The organism is Flavobacterium indicum GPTSA100-9 = DSM 17447, assembly GCF_000455605.1.
GTDB classification, from domain to species: domain Bacteria; phylum Bacteroidota; class Bacteroidia; order Flavobacteriales; family Flavobacteriaceae; genus Flavobacterium; species Flavobacterium indicum.
This window is the reverse complement of sequence record NC_017025.1, coordinates 543153-562784: the sequence shown is the minus strand read 5'-3', so window position 1 is coordinate 562784 and position 19632 is coordinate 543153. Positions and strand designations below refer to the sequence as shown.

General features: G+C 32.8%; 14 protein-coding genes. 9 read left to right on the top strand and 5 right to left on the bottom strand.

Translation table 11 applies throughout. The annotated features are described in order from the left end of the window. Positions 1-14: 14 nt before the first annotated feature. The 4 genes from KQS_RS02345 to KQS_RS02330 all read right to left on the bottom strand — a co-directional run bounded on the left by KQS_RS02345 (position 15) and on the right by KQS_RS02330 (position 4007). On the bottom strand, positions 15-1445 hold the full coding sequence (locus KQS_RS02345; protein WP_014387607.1) for an MFS transporter: 1431 nt from the start codon (positions 1443-1445) through the stop codon (positions 15-17). 66 nt (positions 1446-1511) lie between these two features. Further along, on the bottom strand, positions 1512-2138 hold the full coding sequence (locus KQS_RS02340) for a bifunctional nuclease family protein (RefSeq protein WP_014387606.1): 627 nt from the start codon (positions 2136-2138) through the stop codon (positions 1512-1514). Between the two features lie 124 nt (positions 2139-2262). After that, positions 2263-3231 carry an electron transfer flavoprotein subunit alpha/FixB family protein gene (locus KQS_RS02335; RefSeq protein ID WP_014387605.1) on the bottom strand — a complete coding sequence of 323 codons (969 nt, stop codon included), beginning with the start codon at positions 3229-3231 and terminating at the stop codon, positions 2263-2265. A gap of 29 nt (positions 3232-3260) precedes the next feature. Further along, entirely contained in the window at positions 3261-4007 is a 747-nt protein-coding gene (locus KQS_RS02330) for an electron transfer flavoprotein subunit beta/FixA family protein (protein ID WP_014387604.1), read from the bottom strand. A 262-nt stretch (positions 4008-4269) separates the two neighbouring features. Between KQS_RS02330 and KQS_RS02325 the strand changes: the two genes are divergently transcribed. The 3 genes from KQS_RS02325 (at position 4270) to KQS_RS02315 (ending at position 8410) form a co-directional block, all read left to right on the top strand. Continuing rightward, positions 4270-5247, top strand: a complete 978-nt coding sequence (locus tag KQS_RS02325) for a pyruvate dehydrogenase complex E1 component subunit beta (RefSeq protein ID WP_014387603.1) — start codon at positions 4270-4272, stop codon at positions 5245-5247. Between the two features lie 69 nt (positions 5248-5316). Further along, positions 5317-7800, top strand: a complete 2484-nt coding sequence (locus tag KQS_RS02320) for a DUF5686 family protein (RefSeq protein WP_014387602.1) — start codon at positions 5317-5319, stop codon at positions 7798-7800. 16 nt (positions 7801-7816) lie between these two features. Beyond that, positions 7817-8410 (top strand): DNA-3-methyladenine glycosylase family protein, encoded by a 594-nt coding sequence (locus KQS_RS02315; protein ID WP_014387601.1) that lies wholly within the window; start codon positions 7817-7819, stop codon positions 8408-8410. A gap of 15 nt (positions 8411-8425) precedes the next feature. Here KQS_RS02315 and KQS_RS02310 read toward each other — a convergent pair whose 3' ends face one another. Further along, positions 8426-9781: a WG repeat-containing protein gene (locus tag KQS_RS02310; protein WP_014387600.1), complete on the bottom strand. Its 1356-nt coding sequence runs from the start codon at positions 9779-9781 to the stop codon at positions 8426-8428. A 234-nt stretch (positions 9782-10015) separates the two neighbouring features. Here KQS_RS02310 and KQS_RS02305 point away from each other — a divergent pair, with 234 nt between their 5' ends. The 6 genes from KQS_RS02305 to KQS_RS02280 all read left to right on the top strand — a co-directional run bounded on the left by KQS_RS02305 (position 10016) and on the right by KQS_RS02280 (position 19614). Then, a complete protein-coding gene (locus tag KQS_RS02305; protein ID WP_014387599.1) occupies positions 10016-10546 on the top strand; it encodes an inorganic diphosphatase in 531 nt (176 codons plus the stop codon). Positions 10547-10643: 97 nt separating this feature from the next. Then, positions 10644-13121, top strand: coding sequence for a sodium-translocating pyrophosphatase (locus tag KQS_RS02300; protein ID WP_014387598.1), 2478 nt, complete (start codon positions 10644-10646; stop codon positions 13119-13121). 89 nt (positions 13122-13210) lie between these two features. After that, complete coding sequence (locus KQS_RS02295; protein WP_014387597.1) at positions 13211-15484, top strand: glycoside hydrolase family 20 protein; 2274 nt, start codon at positions 13211-13213, stop codon at positions 15482-15484. A gap of 11 nt (positions 15485-15495) precedes the next feature. After that, a complete protein-coding gene (locus KQS_RS02290) occupies positions 15496-16494 on the top strand; it encodes an isoaspartyl peptidase/L-asparaginase family protein (protein ID WP_014387596.1) in 999 nt (332 codons plus the stop codon). Next, complete coding sequence (locus KQS_RS02285; protein WP_014387595.1) at positions 16491-17159, top strand: copper homeostasis protein CutC; 669 nt, start codon at positions 16491-16493, stop codon at positions 17157-17159. Before KQS_RS02290 ends, KQS_RS02285 begins: the two co-directional genes overlap by 4 nt. Next, the gene (locus KQS_RS02280; protein WP_014387594.1) at positions 17152-19614 is read left to right on the top strand and encodes a beta-mannosidase; all 2463 of its coding nucleotides are present in this window, start codon (positions 17152-17154) and stop codon (positions 19612-19614) included. The genes KQS_RS02285 and KQS_RS02280 overlap by 8 nt, the downstream gene beginning before the upstream one ends. The last annotated feature ends 18 nt before the right edge of the window (positions 19615-19632 follow it).

The following is a 19632-nucleotide window of genomic DNA, read 5'->3' as shown; positions in this document are numbered from 1 at the left end:
TAACAAGTTGAGCATTAATGACTAAAAGATTCTACATCTTTTGGATTGTGTTTGTGTTTAAACAAAATGGCAAATGCAATGGCAATAACTAAAGCATAAATGGCAAAAGTTAACCAGATGTTGTGCCAATCTTTCAAGAAAACATCTTTATCAAAAACACCATCTGTAATAGTTATATCTTTAGTGATTTTCTTATACACTTCATTACTCGAATCAGTTTCAAGATGTGTTAAAAGACTTTGCTCTGTATTGAATTTGAAAGTGAAAAATTTATCAATTAAATAACCACTTCCTAAACTTCCAATAATTGCTCCAAAACCATTGGTCATCATCATAAACAAACCTTGTGCAGAAGAACGTATTTTAGAATCGGTAGTAGTTTCTACAAATAAAGAACCAGAAATATTGAAGAAATCAAACGCTAATCCGTATACAATATTAGACACAATTATCATCCACAAACTTCCAATTGGATCTCCGTATGCAAAAAATCCAAAACGAATTACCCATGCCATTAAACTAAAAAGCATTACATTTTTAATACCAAATCTTCTTAAGAAAAATGGAATAGCTAAAATGAAAATCGTTTCTGAAATTTGTGAAATTGATAAAACAATATTGGCAGATTTTACAGCAAATGTTTCGGCGTATTTCGGAATATTTTCAAAATCATGAATATAGGTTTCACCATACATATTGGTTAATTGCAAGGCCGCTCCTAAAAACATACTGAAAACAAAAAACATAGCCATTTTGGATTCTTTAAAGAGTTTGAAAGCATCCAAACCAAAAATCTGTGATAATTTTTTATTTTCACTGGTATCTTTTGTTGGTTCTATTTTAGGTAATGTAAAAGAAAACAAACCTAAAACAAAAGCAAAAAATGAAGCAATATAAAATTGATTACATTCTATAGGCATACCTGTAATTGATGCAATTGTTTTTCCTATTCCAATTCCAAAACTAAATGGAGGATTAACATTACTAAATAAATTTGTACACCACATAGCCACAATAAATCCAATAGTTCCAAATACTCTAATTGGAGGATAATCTTTAATTACATTATAATTGTATTTTTTTAATACGGCATACGACAATGAATTAGACAAAGATAATGTTGGCATGTAGAAAATCATCCCTATAAGCAACACCCAAAAAAAAGTTGAAGGACTATCAATTATTGGTAAAAACAATAAAATGATTGCATATAAAATATGATGAATACCGTATAATTTTTCTAAATTTAAATATTTGTCTGCAATAATACCTGAAATAGGAGGCATGATAATAGAACCTAAACCTAAAGTTGAAAATACAATTCCAAATTCGGCTCCAGACCATTGTTTAAATCCGAAACCATAACTAGCAAGTGTAGTAAGCCAAGCACCCCAAACAAATAATTGTAAAAAACTTACAATCGTCAATTTTAATTTAATATTCATAATTTGAATAGTTTTTTGATTAGTCTTGTTTTTAGTTGTAGTTGCGTGTTTAATTTGACTTAGTAATTAACTTTCTCTTTTGTCTATTTCATCTCTAATTAGAGCTGCTTTTTCATAATCTTCATGTTGTACTGCTTCTTCAAGCAAATCATACAATTCTTGTAATGAATACGCTGCATAGCCACCTGAAGATTTATTATCATCAGAAATTCCAAATGTTTCTGGAGTTGACAGAACATCATCATTTTCAGAATCTTCGGGATTGCCTTCGGATGGATTCATATTTAAATAAATACCGGCTTTATCCAATATATTCTTGTAAGTAAAAATAGGAGCATCAAAACGTAATGCCAATGCAATAGCATCTGAAGTTCGCGCATCAATTATTTCTTCAATTCTATCACGTTCACAAATTATACTTGAAAAAAACACTCCATCCACCAATTTATGTATAATCACTTGTTTTACAACAATATCAAATCGGTCAGCAAAGCTTTTAAATAAGTCGTGGGTCAAAGGTCTAGGAGGTTTGATTTCTTTCTCTAACGCAATAGCAATAGATTGCGCTTCAAAAGCACCAATTACGATGGGCAATTTTCGTTCTCCATCTACTTCGTTAAGAATTAATGCATAAGCACCATTTTGTGTTTGGCTATACGATATACCTTTTATGGTTAATTTAACTAAACTCATGTATCTTAAATCATTTTCAAAAAGTCTACTAATGTAGTAAAATTGATAAAAAAAAGGGCTATCTAAACAAAGATATTTCTACCCTAATTTAGATAGCCCTTTGGAGGGCACAATATATAAAAAATTATGCGTTATTTGCCTTGAATTCTTTTAATTTTTCAATCAATTTAGGAACCACATCAAAAGCATCACCAACGATACCATAATCTGCCACTTTAAAGAATGGCGCCTCTGGATCATTATTAATTACCACTTTAACTTTTGAAGAATTGATACCTGCAATATGTTGAATTGCTCCAGAAATTCCCACTGCAATATATAAGTTTGCTGCAACTGGTTTTCCTGTTTGTCCTACGTGCTCACTATGAGGTCTCCAACCAATATCAGACACCGGTTTTGAACAAGCAGTCGCTGCACCTAAAACCGAAGCTAATTCTTCAATCATACCCCAATTTTCAGGACCTTTCATACCACGTCCTGCAGAAACAACTATTTCCGCATCTGCAATAGTTACTTTACCTGTTGTTTTTTCAGCATTAACCACTTTTACGCCAAAATCCGCATCCGATAAAGCAGGTGCAAAATCCTCTTCAACTAAAGAAGTTGGCGCCTCTACTAATCCGAATGAGTTTTTAGACAATCCCAAAACTTTTACATCAGTAGAAATTTCAGTTACATTAAATGCTTTATTAGAAAAAGCATTTCTTTTTACTTGAAACGGAGCTGTACTTTCTGGTAATGCAACAACATTTGAAGCATAACCCGCATTTAAGTTAACTGCTACTAAAGGCGCAACATATAAACTATCCGTAGTGGAAGCCAAAACAACAACTTTTGCTCCTTCTTTTTCTGCTGCTTGTTTAACAACATCTGCATAAGCTTTAGCAGAAAAATTAGTTAATTGAGAATTAGTTACTTTTAACACTTTAGACACACCATAGTTAGCTAAAGCCGCATTTTCTGTTGCATTTATTGAAACTGCAGTAACTGTAGTCCCTAATGCATCAGCAATTTTTTTTGCGTAAGAAGCGATTTCAAAAGCTGTTTTTTTGAATTTTCCTTCGCTTGATTCTGTATATATTAAAACTGACATATCTTTATTCTTAAATTTTGAATTATAACTTAGATTACTTTAGCTTCGTTGTGTAATAAACTTACTAACTCATCAATATTATCTGCATTTACTAATTTAACTGCAGATTTAGCCGCTGGTTTTTCAAATTTAACCGCTTGAGTTGCAGGCGCATCTCCTGTCGGCTCTACTAAATTCAATGCTTTTGTTCTAGCCGTCATAATTCCTCTCATGTTCGGAATTCTTAAATCTTTTTCTTCAACTAAACCTTTTTTCCCAGCAATAATTAAAGGTAATGCCGCAGTAGAAGTTTCTTTTCCTCCATCAATTTCTCTAACTGCAGTTGCTTCAGATCCGTTGATTTCCAAACCAATACAAGCATTAACGAAATTATAACCTAACAAACCTGCTAACATTCCTGGCACCATTCCTCCATTGTAATCAATAGATTCTGTCCCAGCAATAATTAAATCATAACCCCCTTGTTTTACAACATTTGCTAATTGTTTTGCAACAAATAACCCATCAGTAGGATTGGCATTAATTCTAATCGCTTCATCTGCACCAATTGCTAATGCTTTTCTCAAGGTAGCTTCAGCATCTGCACCACCCACATTCACAACTGTTAATTGAGCTCCTGTTTGCTCTTTTAAGATAACCGCTTTAGTTAAACCAAACTCATCATTCGGATTAATAACATACTGCACACCGTTTGTATCAAACTCAGTATCATTATTAACGAAATTAATTTTTGAAGTAGTATCAGGCACATGGCTGATGCAAACTAATATTTTCATTATTCCTAATTTTATATTGATGCCACGAAATTACAAAAAAATGTTTTAAAAAAACTATGCGTGCATAATAAATATGAAATTTTCAGTAAAAATTATTAAAAATTAAACAAACTGCAATTCCAACCTCTTTTAATACTTGGTATTTGAAAAGTTGATAAAGAAAACGATTAAGTAAAAAAAATATAATTTTATTCAAATTCAAACTTCAACTCATTAAAAATTATTATTTTTGCCTTTCACTAAATATGGAATTAATATAACAATGAGAACAATACAGTTTAGAGAAGCAATCTGCGAAGCTATGAGCGAAGAAATGCGTCGAGATGAAGCAGTATATTTAATGGGAGAAGAAGTTGCCGAATATAATGGTGCTTACAAAGCATCAAAAGGAATGTTAGATGAGTTTGGACCTAAAAGAGTTATAGATACACCAATTGCCGAGTTAGGATTTGCTGGAATTGCAGTAGGTTCTGCTATGAATGGTTGTAGACCTATCGTAGAATTCATGACTTTTAACTTTTCATTAGTTGGAATTGACCAAGTGATCAATAATGCAGCTAAAATGAGACAAATGTCAGCCGGACAATTCCCAATGCCAATGGTATTCCGTGGCCCTACAGCTTCTGCAGGACAATTAGCCGCTACACACTCTCAAGCATTTGAGAATTGGTTTGCCAATACTCCTGGATTAAAAGTTGTTGTACCTTCCACTCCTTACGATGCTAAAGGTTTATTAAAATCAGCTATTCGCGATAACGACCCTGTAATTTTCATGGAATCTGAACAAATGTATGGAGATAAAGGTGAAGTTCCTGAAGGAGAATACACCATTCCATTAGGGGTAGCCGACATTAAACGTGAAGGTTCAGATGTTACTGTTGTTTCTTTTGGAAAAATTATTAAAGAAGCTTTGATTGCCGCTGAAGAATTAGCTAAAGAAGGTATTTCTGTCGAAGTAATTGACTTAAGAACGGTTCGTCCAATGGATTATGACGCCATCATCAATTCCGTTAAAAAAACAAACAGATTAGTAGTTTTAGAAGAAGCATGGCCTTTTGCTTCTGTTGCTTCTGAAATCACGTATATGGTTCAAGAAAGAGCTTTTGATTATTTAGATGCTCCTGTTCAAAGAATCACAACTGCTGACACACCTGCTCCTTACTCACCTACTTTATTAAAAGAATGGTTACCTAACAGCAATGATGTGATTAAAGCTGTTAAAAAAGTAATGTATAAATAATTAGAATTATTTTTTATTATATATTTGAATCCCGATATTTTCGGGATTTTTTATTTAAAACAAGTAATCGTGAAAAAAATATTAGCCTTTTACCTATTTCTATTTAGTGTATATTCATTTGCTCAAACAAAAGTTAGTGGTGTTGTTTTAGATGATAAAAACAAACCCATTTCTTATTCTACTATAGCTTTTAAAAATTCTCCCGAAGGAGTAATGACTGATGAAAATGGAAAATTCTATTTAGAATCAAAGAAAACGTATACAATAGTAGTGGTATCTAATTTGGGGTACAGCACAAAAGAAATTACATTAAGCGGAGAACATAACTACGATTTAAAAATTGTTTTAAATACTGATAAAGAAATTGAAGCTGTTACTGTATATTCAGGAAAAACTTCAAAGAAAAACAACCCTGCATTGGATATTTTAAGAAAAATATGGGAGCGCAAAAAGAAAAATGGTCTACGACAATTCGATCAATACAAATATGATAAATATGAAAAAATAGAATTTGACATCAATTCCATCGACAGTACTTTTATGAAAAATAAAATTTTCAGAAAAATGGAATTTGTTTTTAAACATATTGACACTTCCGATGTAACGGGTAAAAATTTCCTTCCAATATTTATAAACGAAACATTAAGTGAAGTTTATGGCGACAATATAAACAAAAGAACCAAAGAAGTTCTCAAAGCAAATAAATACTCCGGATTTGGCAACGCAAATAACGACGGGGTAAATGCATTTTTAAAAGATTTATACGCTGAGTACGACATTTACAATAATTATTTAAAATTCTTCGACAAAGACTTTGTTAGTCCACTTTCAAGAACAGGAATTCAAGTTTATAATTATGTATTAGCCGACAGTTCTTACATTGATAAAAAATGGTGCTACAAAATTGTTTACTATCCAAGAAGAAAAAATGAATTGACATTTAAAGGTGATTTCTGGGTAAACGATACCACCTTTGCCATAAAAAGTATTAATTTAGAAGCTAGCAGAAGTGCTAATATCAACTGGGTTCGCGACATTTATATTGAACAAGAATTTGACGTATTAAACGATTCTGTATTTCTATTAAAACGTGACCATATGATGACTGATTTTGCTTTAACAAAAAAAGAAAAAGCAAATGGTATGTATGGAAAAAGAACTACATTATTTAAAAATCATAACTTTAATGAAAAGAAAGACGACAAATTTTATCGTGAAGAAGTAAACTATTTTGATAAAGAAGCTTATACAAAAAACAATGAATTTTGGGAAGAAAATCGTTTTGAAAGCTTAAATAGTAATGAAAAAGGCATCTACGATATGCTCGACACATTAAAGACAGTTCCTAAATTTAAACGCATTTACAATTTAGTTTCTATCTTAGGAAGTGGATATATTCAAGTAGGCAAATTTGATATTGGTCCAATTTTTTCAACATTTGGCTATAATGATGTTGAAGGGCAACGCATACGAATTGGAGGCAGAACTTATTTTGGTCCTAACGATTATTGGAGAATTCAAGGCTACACAGCCTATGGATTTAAAGATGATAAATTCAAATATGGTATTTTAGGTAAATACATGTTGAATAAGAAAAATCGATTAATATTATCTGCTGGAAACCGAAGAGATGTAGAACAAATTGGTGTTAGTTTAACCACTTCAAACGATGTATTAGGAAGAAGTTTTGCCTCTTCGTCTTTCTTCTCTAGTGGCACCAACAATAAATTAACACAAGTTAATCTGAGCACAATTGGACTGGAAATAGAACCTGTAAAAAATTTAAACTTCCAAACAACTTTTTCTTACAGAACATTAGAATCAGCCTCAAAAGAATTCAAATTGGATTATTTCACAGACAATACTTTTACAACAACAGCAAGCAAAATAAAACAGTCGGAAATCAATTTTATGATAGACTACACGCCTAAACGAAAAATGGTTGGTTATGGTGTAGATCGAATCGAAGTGGATTTAAATTATCCAAGATTTTTTGTGAATTATTCTCAAGGTTTAAAGGGTGTTTTAGACAGCAATTTTAGTTATTCTAAATTACAATTGTATTACAGGCAACCGCTTTTGATTGGTGGTTTCGGACGTTTATTCTCTACTTTAGAAATTGGCAAAACATTCGGTACAGTTCCTCTTGGATTAATGAATGTAATTCCTGGGAACCAATCGTATTTTATCATTGATAACACTTATAACTTGCTAAATTATTATGACTTTGTTGCCGATCAATATACCTCACTTCATTTAGAACACAATTTCAACGGAAAACTTTTTGCTAGAGTTCCCTTGTTACGTAAATTGAATTGGAGAGAAATCATAGGAATTAAAGCCGTTTACGGTTCTGTTTCAGATGAAAACAAAGCTATAAATGCATCGGGTTTAAATTATATTGCTCCAGTTGATGGCTATCTTGAATACCACGCAGGTATTGGCAATATATTTAAAGTAGCGCGTATTGATTGTGCTTGGAGAGGCAGTTATTTTGATGTTCCAGAAGCTCGTAAATTTACGGTTAGAGTAGGATTTGGGTTTTATTTCTAACATAGATCCCAATTGTATGCTAGAAAACATAAAGCAACTTAGTACTATTGAACCAAAATTTCAAAACATCATCGATGAATTTGGTCTACCCGAAATTAAAACGCGTCCACAAGGTTTTGTGGCATTGGTTCAATTAATTTTAGAGCAACAAGTTTCTATTGCTTCTGCTGAAGCTTGCTTTAGAAAAATTGAAAGTAAAATTCAAAAAGTAGAACCTTTACCACTTTTATCACTTTCAGATGAAGAATTGAAGGCTTGTGGGGTTTCTAGACAAAAAATTAACTATTTAAAGAACTTAGCAGAACAAATAATTCTCCAAACTTTTGATCCATTAAATTTAGAACAACTTTCCGAAAAAGAAGCGTTTCAAGAATTAGTCCAACTAAAGGGTATTGGTAAATGGACTGCCGAAGTTTATTTAATGTTTTGTCTCCAAAAAAAGAACATCTTCCCTATTGGAGATATTGCCATACAAAGAGCCATGACCGATATATTTGATTGCAAAACAACAGACGAAATGTTACTAAAAGCCAATCAATGGGAACCCTATCGAACATTAGCTTCTTACTTATTATGGCATTACTATTTAGGCAAAAGAAATAGATTATAAATTATCTTAAAGATTTTATTCTTTAGCATCTGAAGAAAAAAGCAAATTGTTTTCGCCTACAGGTATCATTTCACTTTTATTTTTAAAAAGATAAACATTAAAGCAGTTATAGTTATGATCTATCGATTGTAGCTTATAACTTTCAATAAATTCATCGTACGTTGGCGCTATAAAAACCGAAAGTTCTTCATGAAATGTGTTTTCAAATTTGAATAGACCTACTTTGTTTTTATTTTTTATAAGCAACAAACCTCTTTTATTAGGCAAAAAAGTAAAAGATTGAAAACCAATAGTAGAAACTAATACATTATTTACTATTGAAAATACAAACCACTTTTCGTTTTTCTTTACTAAAGCATAACGCGAATCAAAACTCTCTTCATCTTTCCTAAATAATTGAATAGCATCAAAAAACATTTCCTTTTTTTGATTTGATGTGTTTACTTGAAAACTGTATTTCCCCTTCTGCTTATTTATTTTAATTTTCTTAACCGATCCATTTTCAGCTTGAAACGAAAAAACTTTATTATCATTTTCTTCTAATTGTATTTCCTCAAAAACCTCAGTATCATTAACATCAACGAGGTGACTGACAACCTCATCGTATTCTTCATTTTTAAATTCTTCAAAAAAATATTTCAAACTTGTTTCTTTTGTTGGTACAACAACCCATTTATTAGAAATCAAATAAATAAATCCATTTTTAATAGCGAAGTACTGTACATCTTTATAATCAGATTTGGGTTTATAGAAATCTAAATAGTCAAATACCGCTATTGAATCATAAGTAGGTTTTATTTTCCATTGTTTTGTTAGTACGCTATAAATACCCCATTTTTGATTTTGTTTAATATGACAAAACCCCTCTCGCATTTGATTAAAATCTTGAATGGAATCTAACCATTGATTTTTTGCCTCATCGATTAATTTATAATGAGAATACGGTTCATTTTTTACGAAAAATTTCAATTCTAATCGATTAAAACTTTCATCTTCCACCTTAATAATATCTGCAAAAGTAACTGGTAACACCAATTCTCCGAGCCAATTTGCAAATCCCATTTTTCCATTTTTATATAAAATAAATTCATGGTACCTGCTGTGAACGGGTTTTTCAAAAATTGAATCATATTCTGGTTTTAAAACTTCTTCACCTTTTTGATTGATAACACCAACTTTCTTGTTTTTAAATACTTTCCATCTAAAATTATAATAAGTAAAACTAACTGAATCATAGACTGGCGTAACTTTAACTTTCCCATTTACATCTGCATACCCCCAAAGCTTTCCTTTTCTATACGGAACAAAATAGTCTTGAGCATAAAAATGTAAACCAGTTAAAAGCAATACTAATGAATACAAGAATTTCATAAAAATAATTAGATGATTACAATACAAATAAACAAGTTTTAATGCAATTAAAAAAGATTTTCTAATCCTTTAAATGAACCTTAAAATTTAAATTCGACCACTATTTTCAAGGATAAAATCATAAAATTATTATCAAATCATTACGAAATAAATAAACTTTGTAAATTTCCTATACATAACATTAAATATCAGTTAGAAATACGTATTTTTGCACCCGCAAAATAAATTAAAAAAATGACAGCAGATAAAGTAAGTACATTCGATGTATTAGTTGAGATCCCAAGAGGAAGCAGAAACAAATATGAATATGATTTCGATTTAAAAAGAATGCGTTTTGATAGAATGTTATTCTCTTCTATGATGTATCCTGCAGATTACGGATTTATTCCAGAAACTTTAGCCTTAGATGGTGACCCATTAGATGTTTTAGTTTTAGTAACAAAACCCACTTTTCCTGGATGTGTAATTGAAGTTAAACCTATTGGTGTATTCCACATGGCAGATGACAAAGGTCCAGATGAAAAAGTAATTTGTGTTCCTGTTTCTGATCCAATTTGGAATAAATTAAATGATTTATCAGATATTAATCCACACTTATTGAAAGAGATTGAACACTTTTTTGAAGTTTACAAAGACTTAGAAAACAAAAAAGTTGATGTTCAAGGTTGGGGAGATGTTAAAGAAGCTCAAGAAATCTTAAAACAATGTGTTGATCGTTTCAATGCTATCGAAAACAAACCAGAAGGTTTATTTAGCATAAAATAAACTTTTCAACAAAATATTTAAAAATGGCAATTATCATTAGGATAATTGCCATTTTTTTTTAAATTTGTTAAAATCAACAACTAAAAACAATAAACTTATGAATGAATTAATGATCTACCTGCCAATAGCATTGGCCGTGTTCGGATTACTATTTATGTTTGTTAAAGCCTCATGGGTAAACAAACAAGATGCTGGAGACGAAAAAATGCAACGTATTTCAAAAAGTATTCAAGAAGGCGCAATGGCTTTCTTAAAAGCAGAGTACAGAATATTAGCCATCTTCGTGGTTATTGCTTCAGTAGCTCTGTTTTTTGTTTCACAATTTTCAGGCGCATCGCATTGGATGATTGTAGTGGCTTTTATCTTTGGAGCTATTTTTTCCGCATTAGCTGGAAACATTGGAATGCGAATTGCAACTCAATCAAATGTAAGAACAACACAAGCCGCAAAAACAAGCTTACCTCAAGCCTTAAAAGTTTCCTTTTCAGGTGGAACAGTAATGGGACTAGGTGTAGCCGGTTTAGCTGTTCTTGGATTAAGTATTTTCTTTTTAGTATTTTTAAATCAATTCATGGGTGATACTACAAAATCATTCTATGATAATATGTCGATGGTATTAGAAACCTTAGCTGGATTCTCTCTTGGTGCCGAATCGATTGCTTTATTTGCTCGTGTTGGAGGTGGAATTTACACCAAGGCAGCAGATGTTGGTGCCGATTTAGTAGGTAAAGTTGAAGCCGGAATTCCAGAAGACGATCCAAGAAACCCAGCAACTATTGCAGATAATGTAGGGGATAATGTTGGAGATGTAGCAGGTATGGGAGCCGATTTATTTGGTTCTTATGTAGCAACAGTACTAGCTTCTATGGTTTTAGGAAATTATATCATTAAAGACATGAGTGAAGCAAATGGCGCTCAATTCACAGATGCTTTTGGAAACATGGGACCAATTCTACTTCCATTAGTTATTGCAGGTGTGGGTATTTTAGCTTCAATCGTAGGAACCTTTTTTGTTAAAATCAAAAACAACGAGGCTAAAGAAGCGGAAGTACAAGGTGCTTTAAATTTAGGAAATTATGTTTCTCTAGCATTAACTGTTATCGCTTGTTGGTTTTTAATCAAACAAATGTTGCCAGAAACCATTAAAATGAATTTTTTCGGTGAAGGCATCAAAGAAATTCCTTCTCGTCATGTGTTTTACGCCACTTTAGTTGGATTAGCTGTAGGTTGGTTAATTTCTGCAATAACAGAATATTTTACTGCATTAGGAAAAAAACCTGTTTTAAATATTGTTCAAAATTCATCAACGGGGGCAGCAACTAATATAATTGCTGGTTTAGCTACAGGTATGAAATCTACTTTTGGCTCTGTTATTTTATTTGCTGCTGCCATTTGGGGTGCCTACGCATTAGCCGGATTTTATGGTGTGGCAATAGCTGCTTCTGCTATGATGGCAACAACAGCTATGCAATTAGCCATTGATGCCTTTGGACCAATTGCAGACAATGCTGGAGGTGTGGCAGAAATGAGCGAATTACCAAAAGAAGTTCGTCAACGTACAGATGTGTTGGACTCTGTAGGGAATACAACTGCTGCAGTTGGAAAAGGTTTTGCCATTGCTTCTGCCGCTTTAACTGCTTTAGCTTTATTTGCAGCGTATGTAACTTTCACAGGTATTGAAGGTATTAATATTTTTAAAGCTGACGTATTAGCCGCTTTATTTATTGGAGGTATGATTCCAGTTGTATTCTCAGCATTGGCTATGCAATCTGTTGGAAAAGCAGCAATGGACATGGTAAACGAAGTACGTCGCCAGTTTAGAGAAATCCCAGGTATTATGGAAGGTACTGGCCAACCTGAATATGGAAAATGTGTGGACATTTCAACTAAAGCTGCTTTACGCGAAATGATGTTACCAGGAGCTATTACCATTATTACACCAATTATATTAGGTTTTCTAATGGGAGCAGAAGCCTTAGGTGGTTATATGGCTGGAGTTTGTGTATCGGGTGTTTTATGGGCCATTTTCCAAAACAACGCAGGTGGTGCTTGGGACAACGCAAAGAAATCTTTTGAAGCCGGAGTAATGATTAATGGGGAAATGACATTTAAAGGTTCTGATGCTCACAAAGCCGCAGTAACTGGAGATACTGTTGGTGATCCATTTAAAGATACTTCTGGACCTTCAATGAATATCTTAATCAAACTTACTTGTTTAGTTGGTTTAGTAATTGCTCCTCTATTAGGCGGACACAGTGCTACAACTTCAAACAATCATTGTAAAACTGAACAATGTGCTACAATGTGTAAAAAAGAAAATTGCACTCCTGCCACTTGTACACACGAATGTTGTGCTGCTGAAACCAATAAAGCTGCTTGTTGCAGTGAAAGTTCAAAAATGGTTGGCAAATGCGACATGAGTAAATGCGCAGCCATGACTAAAGAAGAATGTGCAAAAATGTGTGACTCTTTGGGTTGTTCTGCTGAAGAAAAAGAAATGTGTATGTCACATTATGATAAAGATGGAAAATTTATAGGACATAAAGAAGGTGCAGATTGTTGTGCCAAAAAATAAAACAAAAATTCCAATTAAAAAGTCTCAGTTTTTCTGAGGCTTTTTTTTATTTTCAAATTTCCTTACATTTAGCCAAACAAACACAACACATGAAAAACATTTACTTTTTATTGTTACTTAGTTTTAGTTGGGCAATTGGTCAAAATCATCCAATCATTATTCCACAACCTCAGCATTTAAAAGTCGGAAACTCGTTTTTTACACTTTCAAAAAATACCGAAATTGAAACCAATCAAAAGGACAGTTTTGAAGTGACATATTTACAAAACGCTATTTTTAATCAAACCGGACTATCACTTCAGTCTCAAAAAAAATCAAAAGTATCTTCTAAAATAATTTTAAACCTACGTTTAATTGATACTATTTCTACAAAGATAAAAAGTCGATATGAAATTATTATTAAACACAATCAAATAGAAATAAACGCAAATAGTTCCGAAGGAATTTTTTATGCAATTCAAAGTTTATTACAAATTATTCCAAGCGAAAAAAAACAAACCATTTCTATACCTTGTCTTGAACTTCAAGACGAACCAAAATATAAATGGCGTGGCATGCATTTGGATTGTGCTCGTCATTTCTTCCCCAAAGAATTTATAAAAAAATATATTGATTACTTAGCTACCTATAAATTCAATGTCTTTCATTGGCATTTAACCGACGATCAAGGCTGGCGAATTGAAATAAAAAAATACCCAAAATTAACGAGCATTGGCGCTTGGCGAAATGGCTCCATGATAGGTCATTATAGTGAACAAAAATTCGACAACATTCGCTATGGTGGCTATTACACCCAAGAAGAAATTAAAGAAATAGTTGCATATGCTTCGGCACGACACATTACTATTGTTCCGGAAATTGAAATGCCCGGACATGCCGTTGCCGCTTTAGCAGCTTACCCAGAATATTCATGTACAGGTGGCCCATTTGAAGTTGGAAAGACATGGGGTGTTTTAGACGATGTGTTTTGTCCGAAAGACGAAACCTTTACATTTTTAGAAAACATTTTAACGGAAGTAATAGCACTTTTCCCTTCTGAATACATTCATATTGGTGGTGATGAATGTCCAAAAACACGTTGGAAAGCCTGTCCACATTGCCAAAAAAGAATGAAAACCGAAAATTTAAAAGACGAACATGAATTACAAAGTTATTTCATTCAACGTATTGAAAGATTTGTTAATAGTAAAGGAAGAAAAATTATTGGTTGGGATGAAATTTTGGAAGGAGGTTTAGCTCCAAATGCTGCCGTAATGAGTTGGCGTGGAACGGAAGGCGGAATTGCTGCTGCCAAACAAAAGCATTATGTAGTCATGTCTCCAGGATCTCATTGTTATTTTGATCATTATCAAGGCAATCCTAAAAACGAACCTATTGCGTTTGGCGGCTATACTCCTGTTGAAAAAGTATATTCATTCAATCCAACACCAAAAGAATTGTCACCAGAAGAAGCCAAGTACATCATGGGAGCCCAAGCGAATGTTTGGACCGAATATATTGAAACACCAACCCATGTAGAATACATGATTTTCCCAAGAATGCTTGCGTTATCTGAAGTACTCTGGGGTACATCTAACCCCGAAAAATACACCGAATTTCAAAACAGAATGTTCCAACATTTTGATATTTTGGAAAAGAAAGGAATCAATTTCAGTAAAGCTGTTTTTGAAATTACTTCCAAAGTTAAATCCGCTGAAAATGGAAATGGAGTACTGTTCGAATTACATTCCGCAAAAAACACAAACCTCATTAGATATACAACAGACGGTACCAATCCAAATACCAATTCTTTCCAATATTTACATCCAATTGAAATTAAAAATAGTCAAACTATAAAAGCCGCTTCTTTTGAAAATGAAAAACAAAAAAGTGCTGTTGTGGAACAGGTATTTACTTTAAATAAAGCTACAGGAAAAAAAATAAATTTAGTTGATGCGCCACATGAAAATTACAATGTTGGTGGAACATTCACTTTAATTGATGGAATTTCTGCTAATCGAGGCAAATTAGGAAAAGATTGGCTCGGATTTTCTGGAAAAGACTTAAATGCAACAATCGATTTAGGGAAATCAGAGGTTATCAATAAAGTGACAATTAGTGTTTTAGAAAGCCAAGGCAGTTGGATTTATTATCCAAAAAAAATTGGTATTTTACTATCCGAAGATGGGATAAACTACAGAGGTATTAATATTATTTCTGCGGAAGAAATTAAAAAATCAGGCGGTAAAGTCAACATAACATTGAATGCAGAAAAGGCTCAATTTGTAAAAGTCATTGCTTATAATGCCGGAATAATTACAGAGAGATTACCTGGAGCAGGTTCTAATGCTTGGCTATTTGTGGATGAAATTGGTGTGGAATAAAAAATAAATATATGGCAAATCGTAGAAAATTTATAAAAACAGCAGCTCTTGGTTCTGTAGCTTTTGCACTTAGTTCATTTAAAACTAAAATTGAAGAGGTTACTGTGTCATCATTAAACAAAGTAAAGAAACCAATTGTACTTTCCACTTGGAACTTTGGCCTTCAAGCGAATGAAGCCGCTTGGGAAATTTTAAAAAATAACGGGCGAGCGCTTGATGCTGTAGAAGCAGGAGTAAAAATTCCAGAGGCAGATCCTAATGAAAGAAGTGTTGGTTATGGAGGTAGACCCGATCGTGATGGTCGTGTTACATTAGATGCCTGTATTATGGACGAATATGCCAATATTGGTTCAGTGGCTTGTTTAGAACACATCAAACATCCTATTTCTGTAGCTCGTGCCGTAATGGAAAAAACACCCCATGTGATGTTAGCAGGTGATGGTGCTCTACAATTTGCTTTATCACAAGGATTTAAAAAAGAAAACTTACTGGTTGAAGAATCAGAAAAAGAATGGAAAGAATGGCTAAAAACAAGCCAATACAAACCAATTGTCAACATAGAAAATCATGACACTATAGGTATGATTGCTATGGATGTACATGGAAATTTATCAGGGGCTTGCACCACTAGTGGTATGGCATATAAAATGTATGGAAGAATAGGAGACTCCCCTATTATTGGTGCTGGATTATTTGTAGACAATGAAATCGGGGCAGCAACAGCAACAGGACATGGCGAAGAAGTTATTCGAATTGCAGGATGCCATTTGGTTGTAGAATTAATGCGTCATGGCAGAACACCTCAACAAGCCTGTGAAGAAGCTGTTCAACGCATTATAAAACTTACCAAACTTAGAAATAAAAATTTAAAAGATATTCAAGTTGGTTTTATTGCCTTAAATAAAAAAGGGCAATCCGGTTCGTATTGTGTGCAAGGTGGCTTTAATTATGCCGTACATGATGGTTCTGGAAATCGTCTAATTGATGCACCTTTCTATTTAAAATCATGAAAAAATTAGAAATTGCTTGTTTTACGAATGCCTCTATTCAAATCGCTTTTGAAAATGGTGCAGATAGAATTGAACTTTGTGACCAAATGGAAGTTGGAGGCACAACTCCTTCAATTGAAATGGTGAAATTTGCATCAAAATTCAACATCCCAAAATATATTATGATTCGACCAAGAGGTGGAAATTTTATTTATTCAGATGTAGAGTTTCAAATAATGAAAAAATCTATTCTTGAATTTAAAAATCAGAACATTAACGGATTTGTTTTTGGACTTTTAACCGAAGATTTTCAAGTTGATATTGCTAAAAATAAAGAACTTATACAACTGGCTCATCCCCTACCTTGTACCTTTCACCGTGCTTTTGACCAAGTGATTGAAGTTCAACAAGCACTTGAAGATTGCATTTCTTGTGGTTTTGAAAACATTTTAACTTCAGGCACCAAAAAAACGGCTTTAGAAGGCAAAGAATTCATAAAAGATTTGATTCAACAAGCAAATAACCGAATTATCATTATGCCCGGAGGCGGTGTTCGATCATCTAATATTGAAGAATTAAATTCGTTTGTTAATTCAAATTGGTATCATTCTGCAGCAATTACAGATGGATATGAAATTGCAAATACCGAAGAAATTCAAAATTTAAAACAAAAACTTCATGCGTAAACTAGTTGTATTCCTTCTTCTATTTTCCAGTTCATTGTCGCTTTTTGGGCAAGAAACATATCGTGATTTAAGTACCGAGAATTGGCAATTTCACCAAGAAGGAAAATCAGAAAAATATAAAGCTAACGTGCCTGGAACGGTTCATACTGATTTATTACAAAACAACTTAATTCCCGATCCTTTCCTAGAAGATAATGAAGTAAAACTACAATGGATTGAAAATGAAAATTGGGTTTATGAAACAAATTTCGATATAACCAATAAAGAACTGCAACATCAAACCATACAATTGCAATTTAATGGACTAGATACTTATGCAACAGTTTATTTAAACGAAACATTACTTTTAGACGCTAATAACATGTTTCGCATTTGGAACATCGATGTAAAAAACAAATTAAAAAAAGGAAATAATTCCTTAAAAATAATTTTTTACTCCGCGTCAAGAAAAGGAAAAGATTTAGCGCAACAATTGCCCTACACATTACCCGAAAAAGAACGTGTTTTTGTTAGAAAAGCACAATATCATTTTGGATGGGATTGGGGACCCCGATTGGTAACAGCAGGAATCTACAAGAAAATACAATTACATTTTAGCAATCATGGCTATATAGAAAATTGCCACATTCAACAAAAGAAACTAACAAAAGAACAAGCCCATTTACTATTTAAAACTAAAATTTGGTCAAACAAAAAAGGTAATTTTATAGTTCAAATTGAAAATCACAAAAGAGAAATTCGTTTAGAAAAAGGATTTAACACTCTTGAATTCCCTTACGAAATTGAAGAACCAAAATTATGGTGGTGTAATGGTTTGGGAGAACCACACTTATATCACTTTACCATTCAACTTTATGATAAGAAAAAACTACTTTCAGAAAAAAAAGAAACTATTGGTTTACGAAATATAGAGTGGGTTCAAGAAAAAGATAATTCAGGAAAAAGTTTTTATTTAAAATTAAATGGCATCCCTGTTTTTATGAAAGGTGCTAATTACATTCCTCCACATAGTTTTCTTCCTGAAGTATCAACTGAAAATTATACCAATTTAGTCGTTCAAGCCAAAAATGCCAACATGAATATGCTTCGCGTTTGGGGAGGTGGTGTATATGCCGATGATGCCTTTTATAATGCTTGTGATGCGAACGGAATTTTAGTTTGGCAAGATTTCATGTTTGCTTGTGCCATGTATCCAGGGGACACAGCGTTTTTAAACAATGTCAAAGCTGAAATTACTGATAATATAATACGATTACAAAATCATCCTTCAATTGCTATTTGGTGTGGAAATAATGAAAATGATGAAGGCTGGCACAATTGGGGTTGGCAAAAACAATTCAATTACAGTAAAGAAGAAAAAAACCAAATATGGAAGGATTACGAAAAATTATTTCATGAGTTAATTCCAGCTACATTAAATGAAACTTTAGGCGAAAATCAATATTTCTATTGGCCTTCATCACCTTCAATTGGTTGGGGCAAGAAAGAAAGTTTAACTCAAGGCGATTCCCATTATTGGGGGGTATGGTGGGGCAAAGAACCCTTTGAAATGTACACCCAAAAAGTGGGACGATTCATGAGTGAATATGGTTTTCAAGGTATGCCTCCCCTCTCTACATTTAAAAAATTCACCACCAACTTAAATTGGGAAAACCCAAGCATAAAAGTCCATCAAAAACACCCAACAGGTTACGAAACTATAGATGAATATTTAGTTCGAGATTACAAAAAACCTTCTTCTTTTGAAGAGTATGTTTATGTATCGCAATTGCTTCAAGCGGAGGGAATGAAAACAGCAATTGAAGCACACCGCCGCGCCATGCCCTACTGTATGGGAAGTTTATATTGGCAATTGAATGATTGCTGGCCGGTAACTTCATGGAGTTCTATTGATTTTTATGGCAATTGGAAAGCCTTTCATTATCAAGCGAAACGTAGTTTTGAACGACAATTAATTTCGTTTGAAGAAAAAAATAACATCGTTGACATCTTCGGTATAAATGAAGACTTATCGACTTTTTATGGTCAATTAAAAATAGAACTAATCGACTTTTTTGGACGCGTGTATTGGCAATACGAGACCTCTTCATTCATACACCCCAATTCCAGTAACATTCTAAACAGCATTAATTTAACAACACTTCCTCAATTGAATCCCAATCATATGTTTTTGAAGGTTACTTTAGATAATTCTGGACAAAAAAAAGAAGGAATATATTATTTTGTAAAGCCTAAAGACTTACAATTACACCAACCTGATATTAGGTTTGAATACTTATCCAATCATCAAATTAAAATTACTTCTACTACCTTGATTAAAAACTTATGCCTAGAAGCCGAAGATATATTTTTTGAAGACAATTTCTTTGATGTATTACCCAATGAGCCAAAAATTATTCAAGCATCAAAAGAAATAAAAGATTTGAAATGGTATAGTTTAAATACCGTACAATAAAATCGTTTTTTCTGTCAA

Coding starts and splice junctions, on each gene's coding strand:
- KQS_RS02345 (WP_014387607.1), bottom strand. CDS start 1,445: ATGAATATTAAATTAAAATTGACGATTGTAAGTTTTTTACAATTATTT.
- KQS_RS02340 (WP_014387606.1), bottom strand. CDS start 2,138: ATGAGTTTAGTTAAATTAACCATAAAAGGTATATCGTATAGCCAAACA.
- KQS_RS02335 (WP_014387605.1), bottom strand. CDS start 3,231: ATGTCAGTTTTAATATATACAGAATCAAGCGAAGGAAAATTCAAAAAA.
- KQS_RS02330 (WP_014387604.1), bottom strand. CDS start 4,007: ATGAAAATATTAGTTTGCATCAGCCATGTGCCTGATACTACTTCAAAA.
- KQS_RS02325 (WP_014387603.1), top strand. CDS start 4,270: ATGAGAACAATACAGTTTAGAGAAGCAATCTGCGAAGCTATGAGCGAA.
- KQS_RS02315 (WP_014387601.1), top strand. CDS start 7,817: ATGCTAGAAAACATAAAGCAACTTAGTACTATTGAACCAAAATTTCAA.
- KQS_RS02310 (WP_014387600.1), bottom strand. CDS start 9,781: ATGAAATTCTTGTATTCATTAGTATTGCTTTTAACTGGTTTACATTTT.
- KQS_RS02305 (WP_014387599.1), top strand. CDS start 10,016: ATGACAGCAGATAAAGTAAGTACATTCGATGTATTAGTTGAGATCCCA.
- KQS_RS02300 (WP_014387598.1), top strand. CDS start 10,644: ATGAATGAATTAATGATCTACCTGCCAATAGCATTGGCCGTGTTCGGA.
- KQS_RS02295 (WP_014387597.1), top strand. CDS start 13,211: ATGAAAAACATTTACTTTTTATTGTTACTTAGTTTTAGTTGGGCAATT.
- KQS_RS02290 (WP_014387596.1), top strand. CDS start 15,496: ATGGCAAATCGTAGAAAATTTATAAAAACAGCAGCTCTTGGTTCTGTA.
- KQS_RS02285 (WP_014387595.1), top strand. CDS start 16,491: ATGAAAAAATTAGAAATTGCTTGTTTTACGAATGCCTCTATTCAAATC.
- KQS_RS02280 (WP_014387594.1), top strand. CDS start 17,152: ATGCGTAAACTAGTTGTATTCCTTCTTCTATTTTCCAGTTCATTGTCG.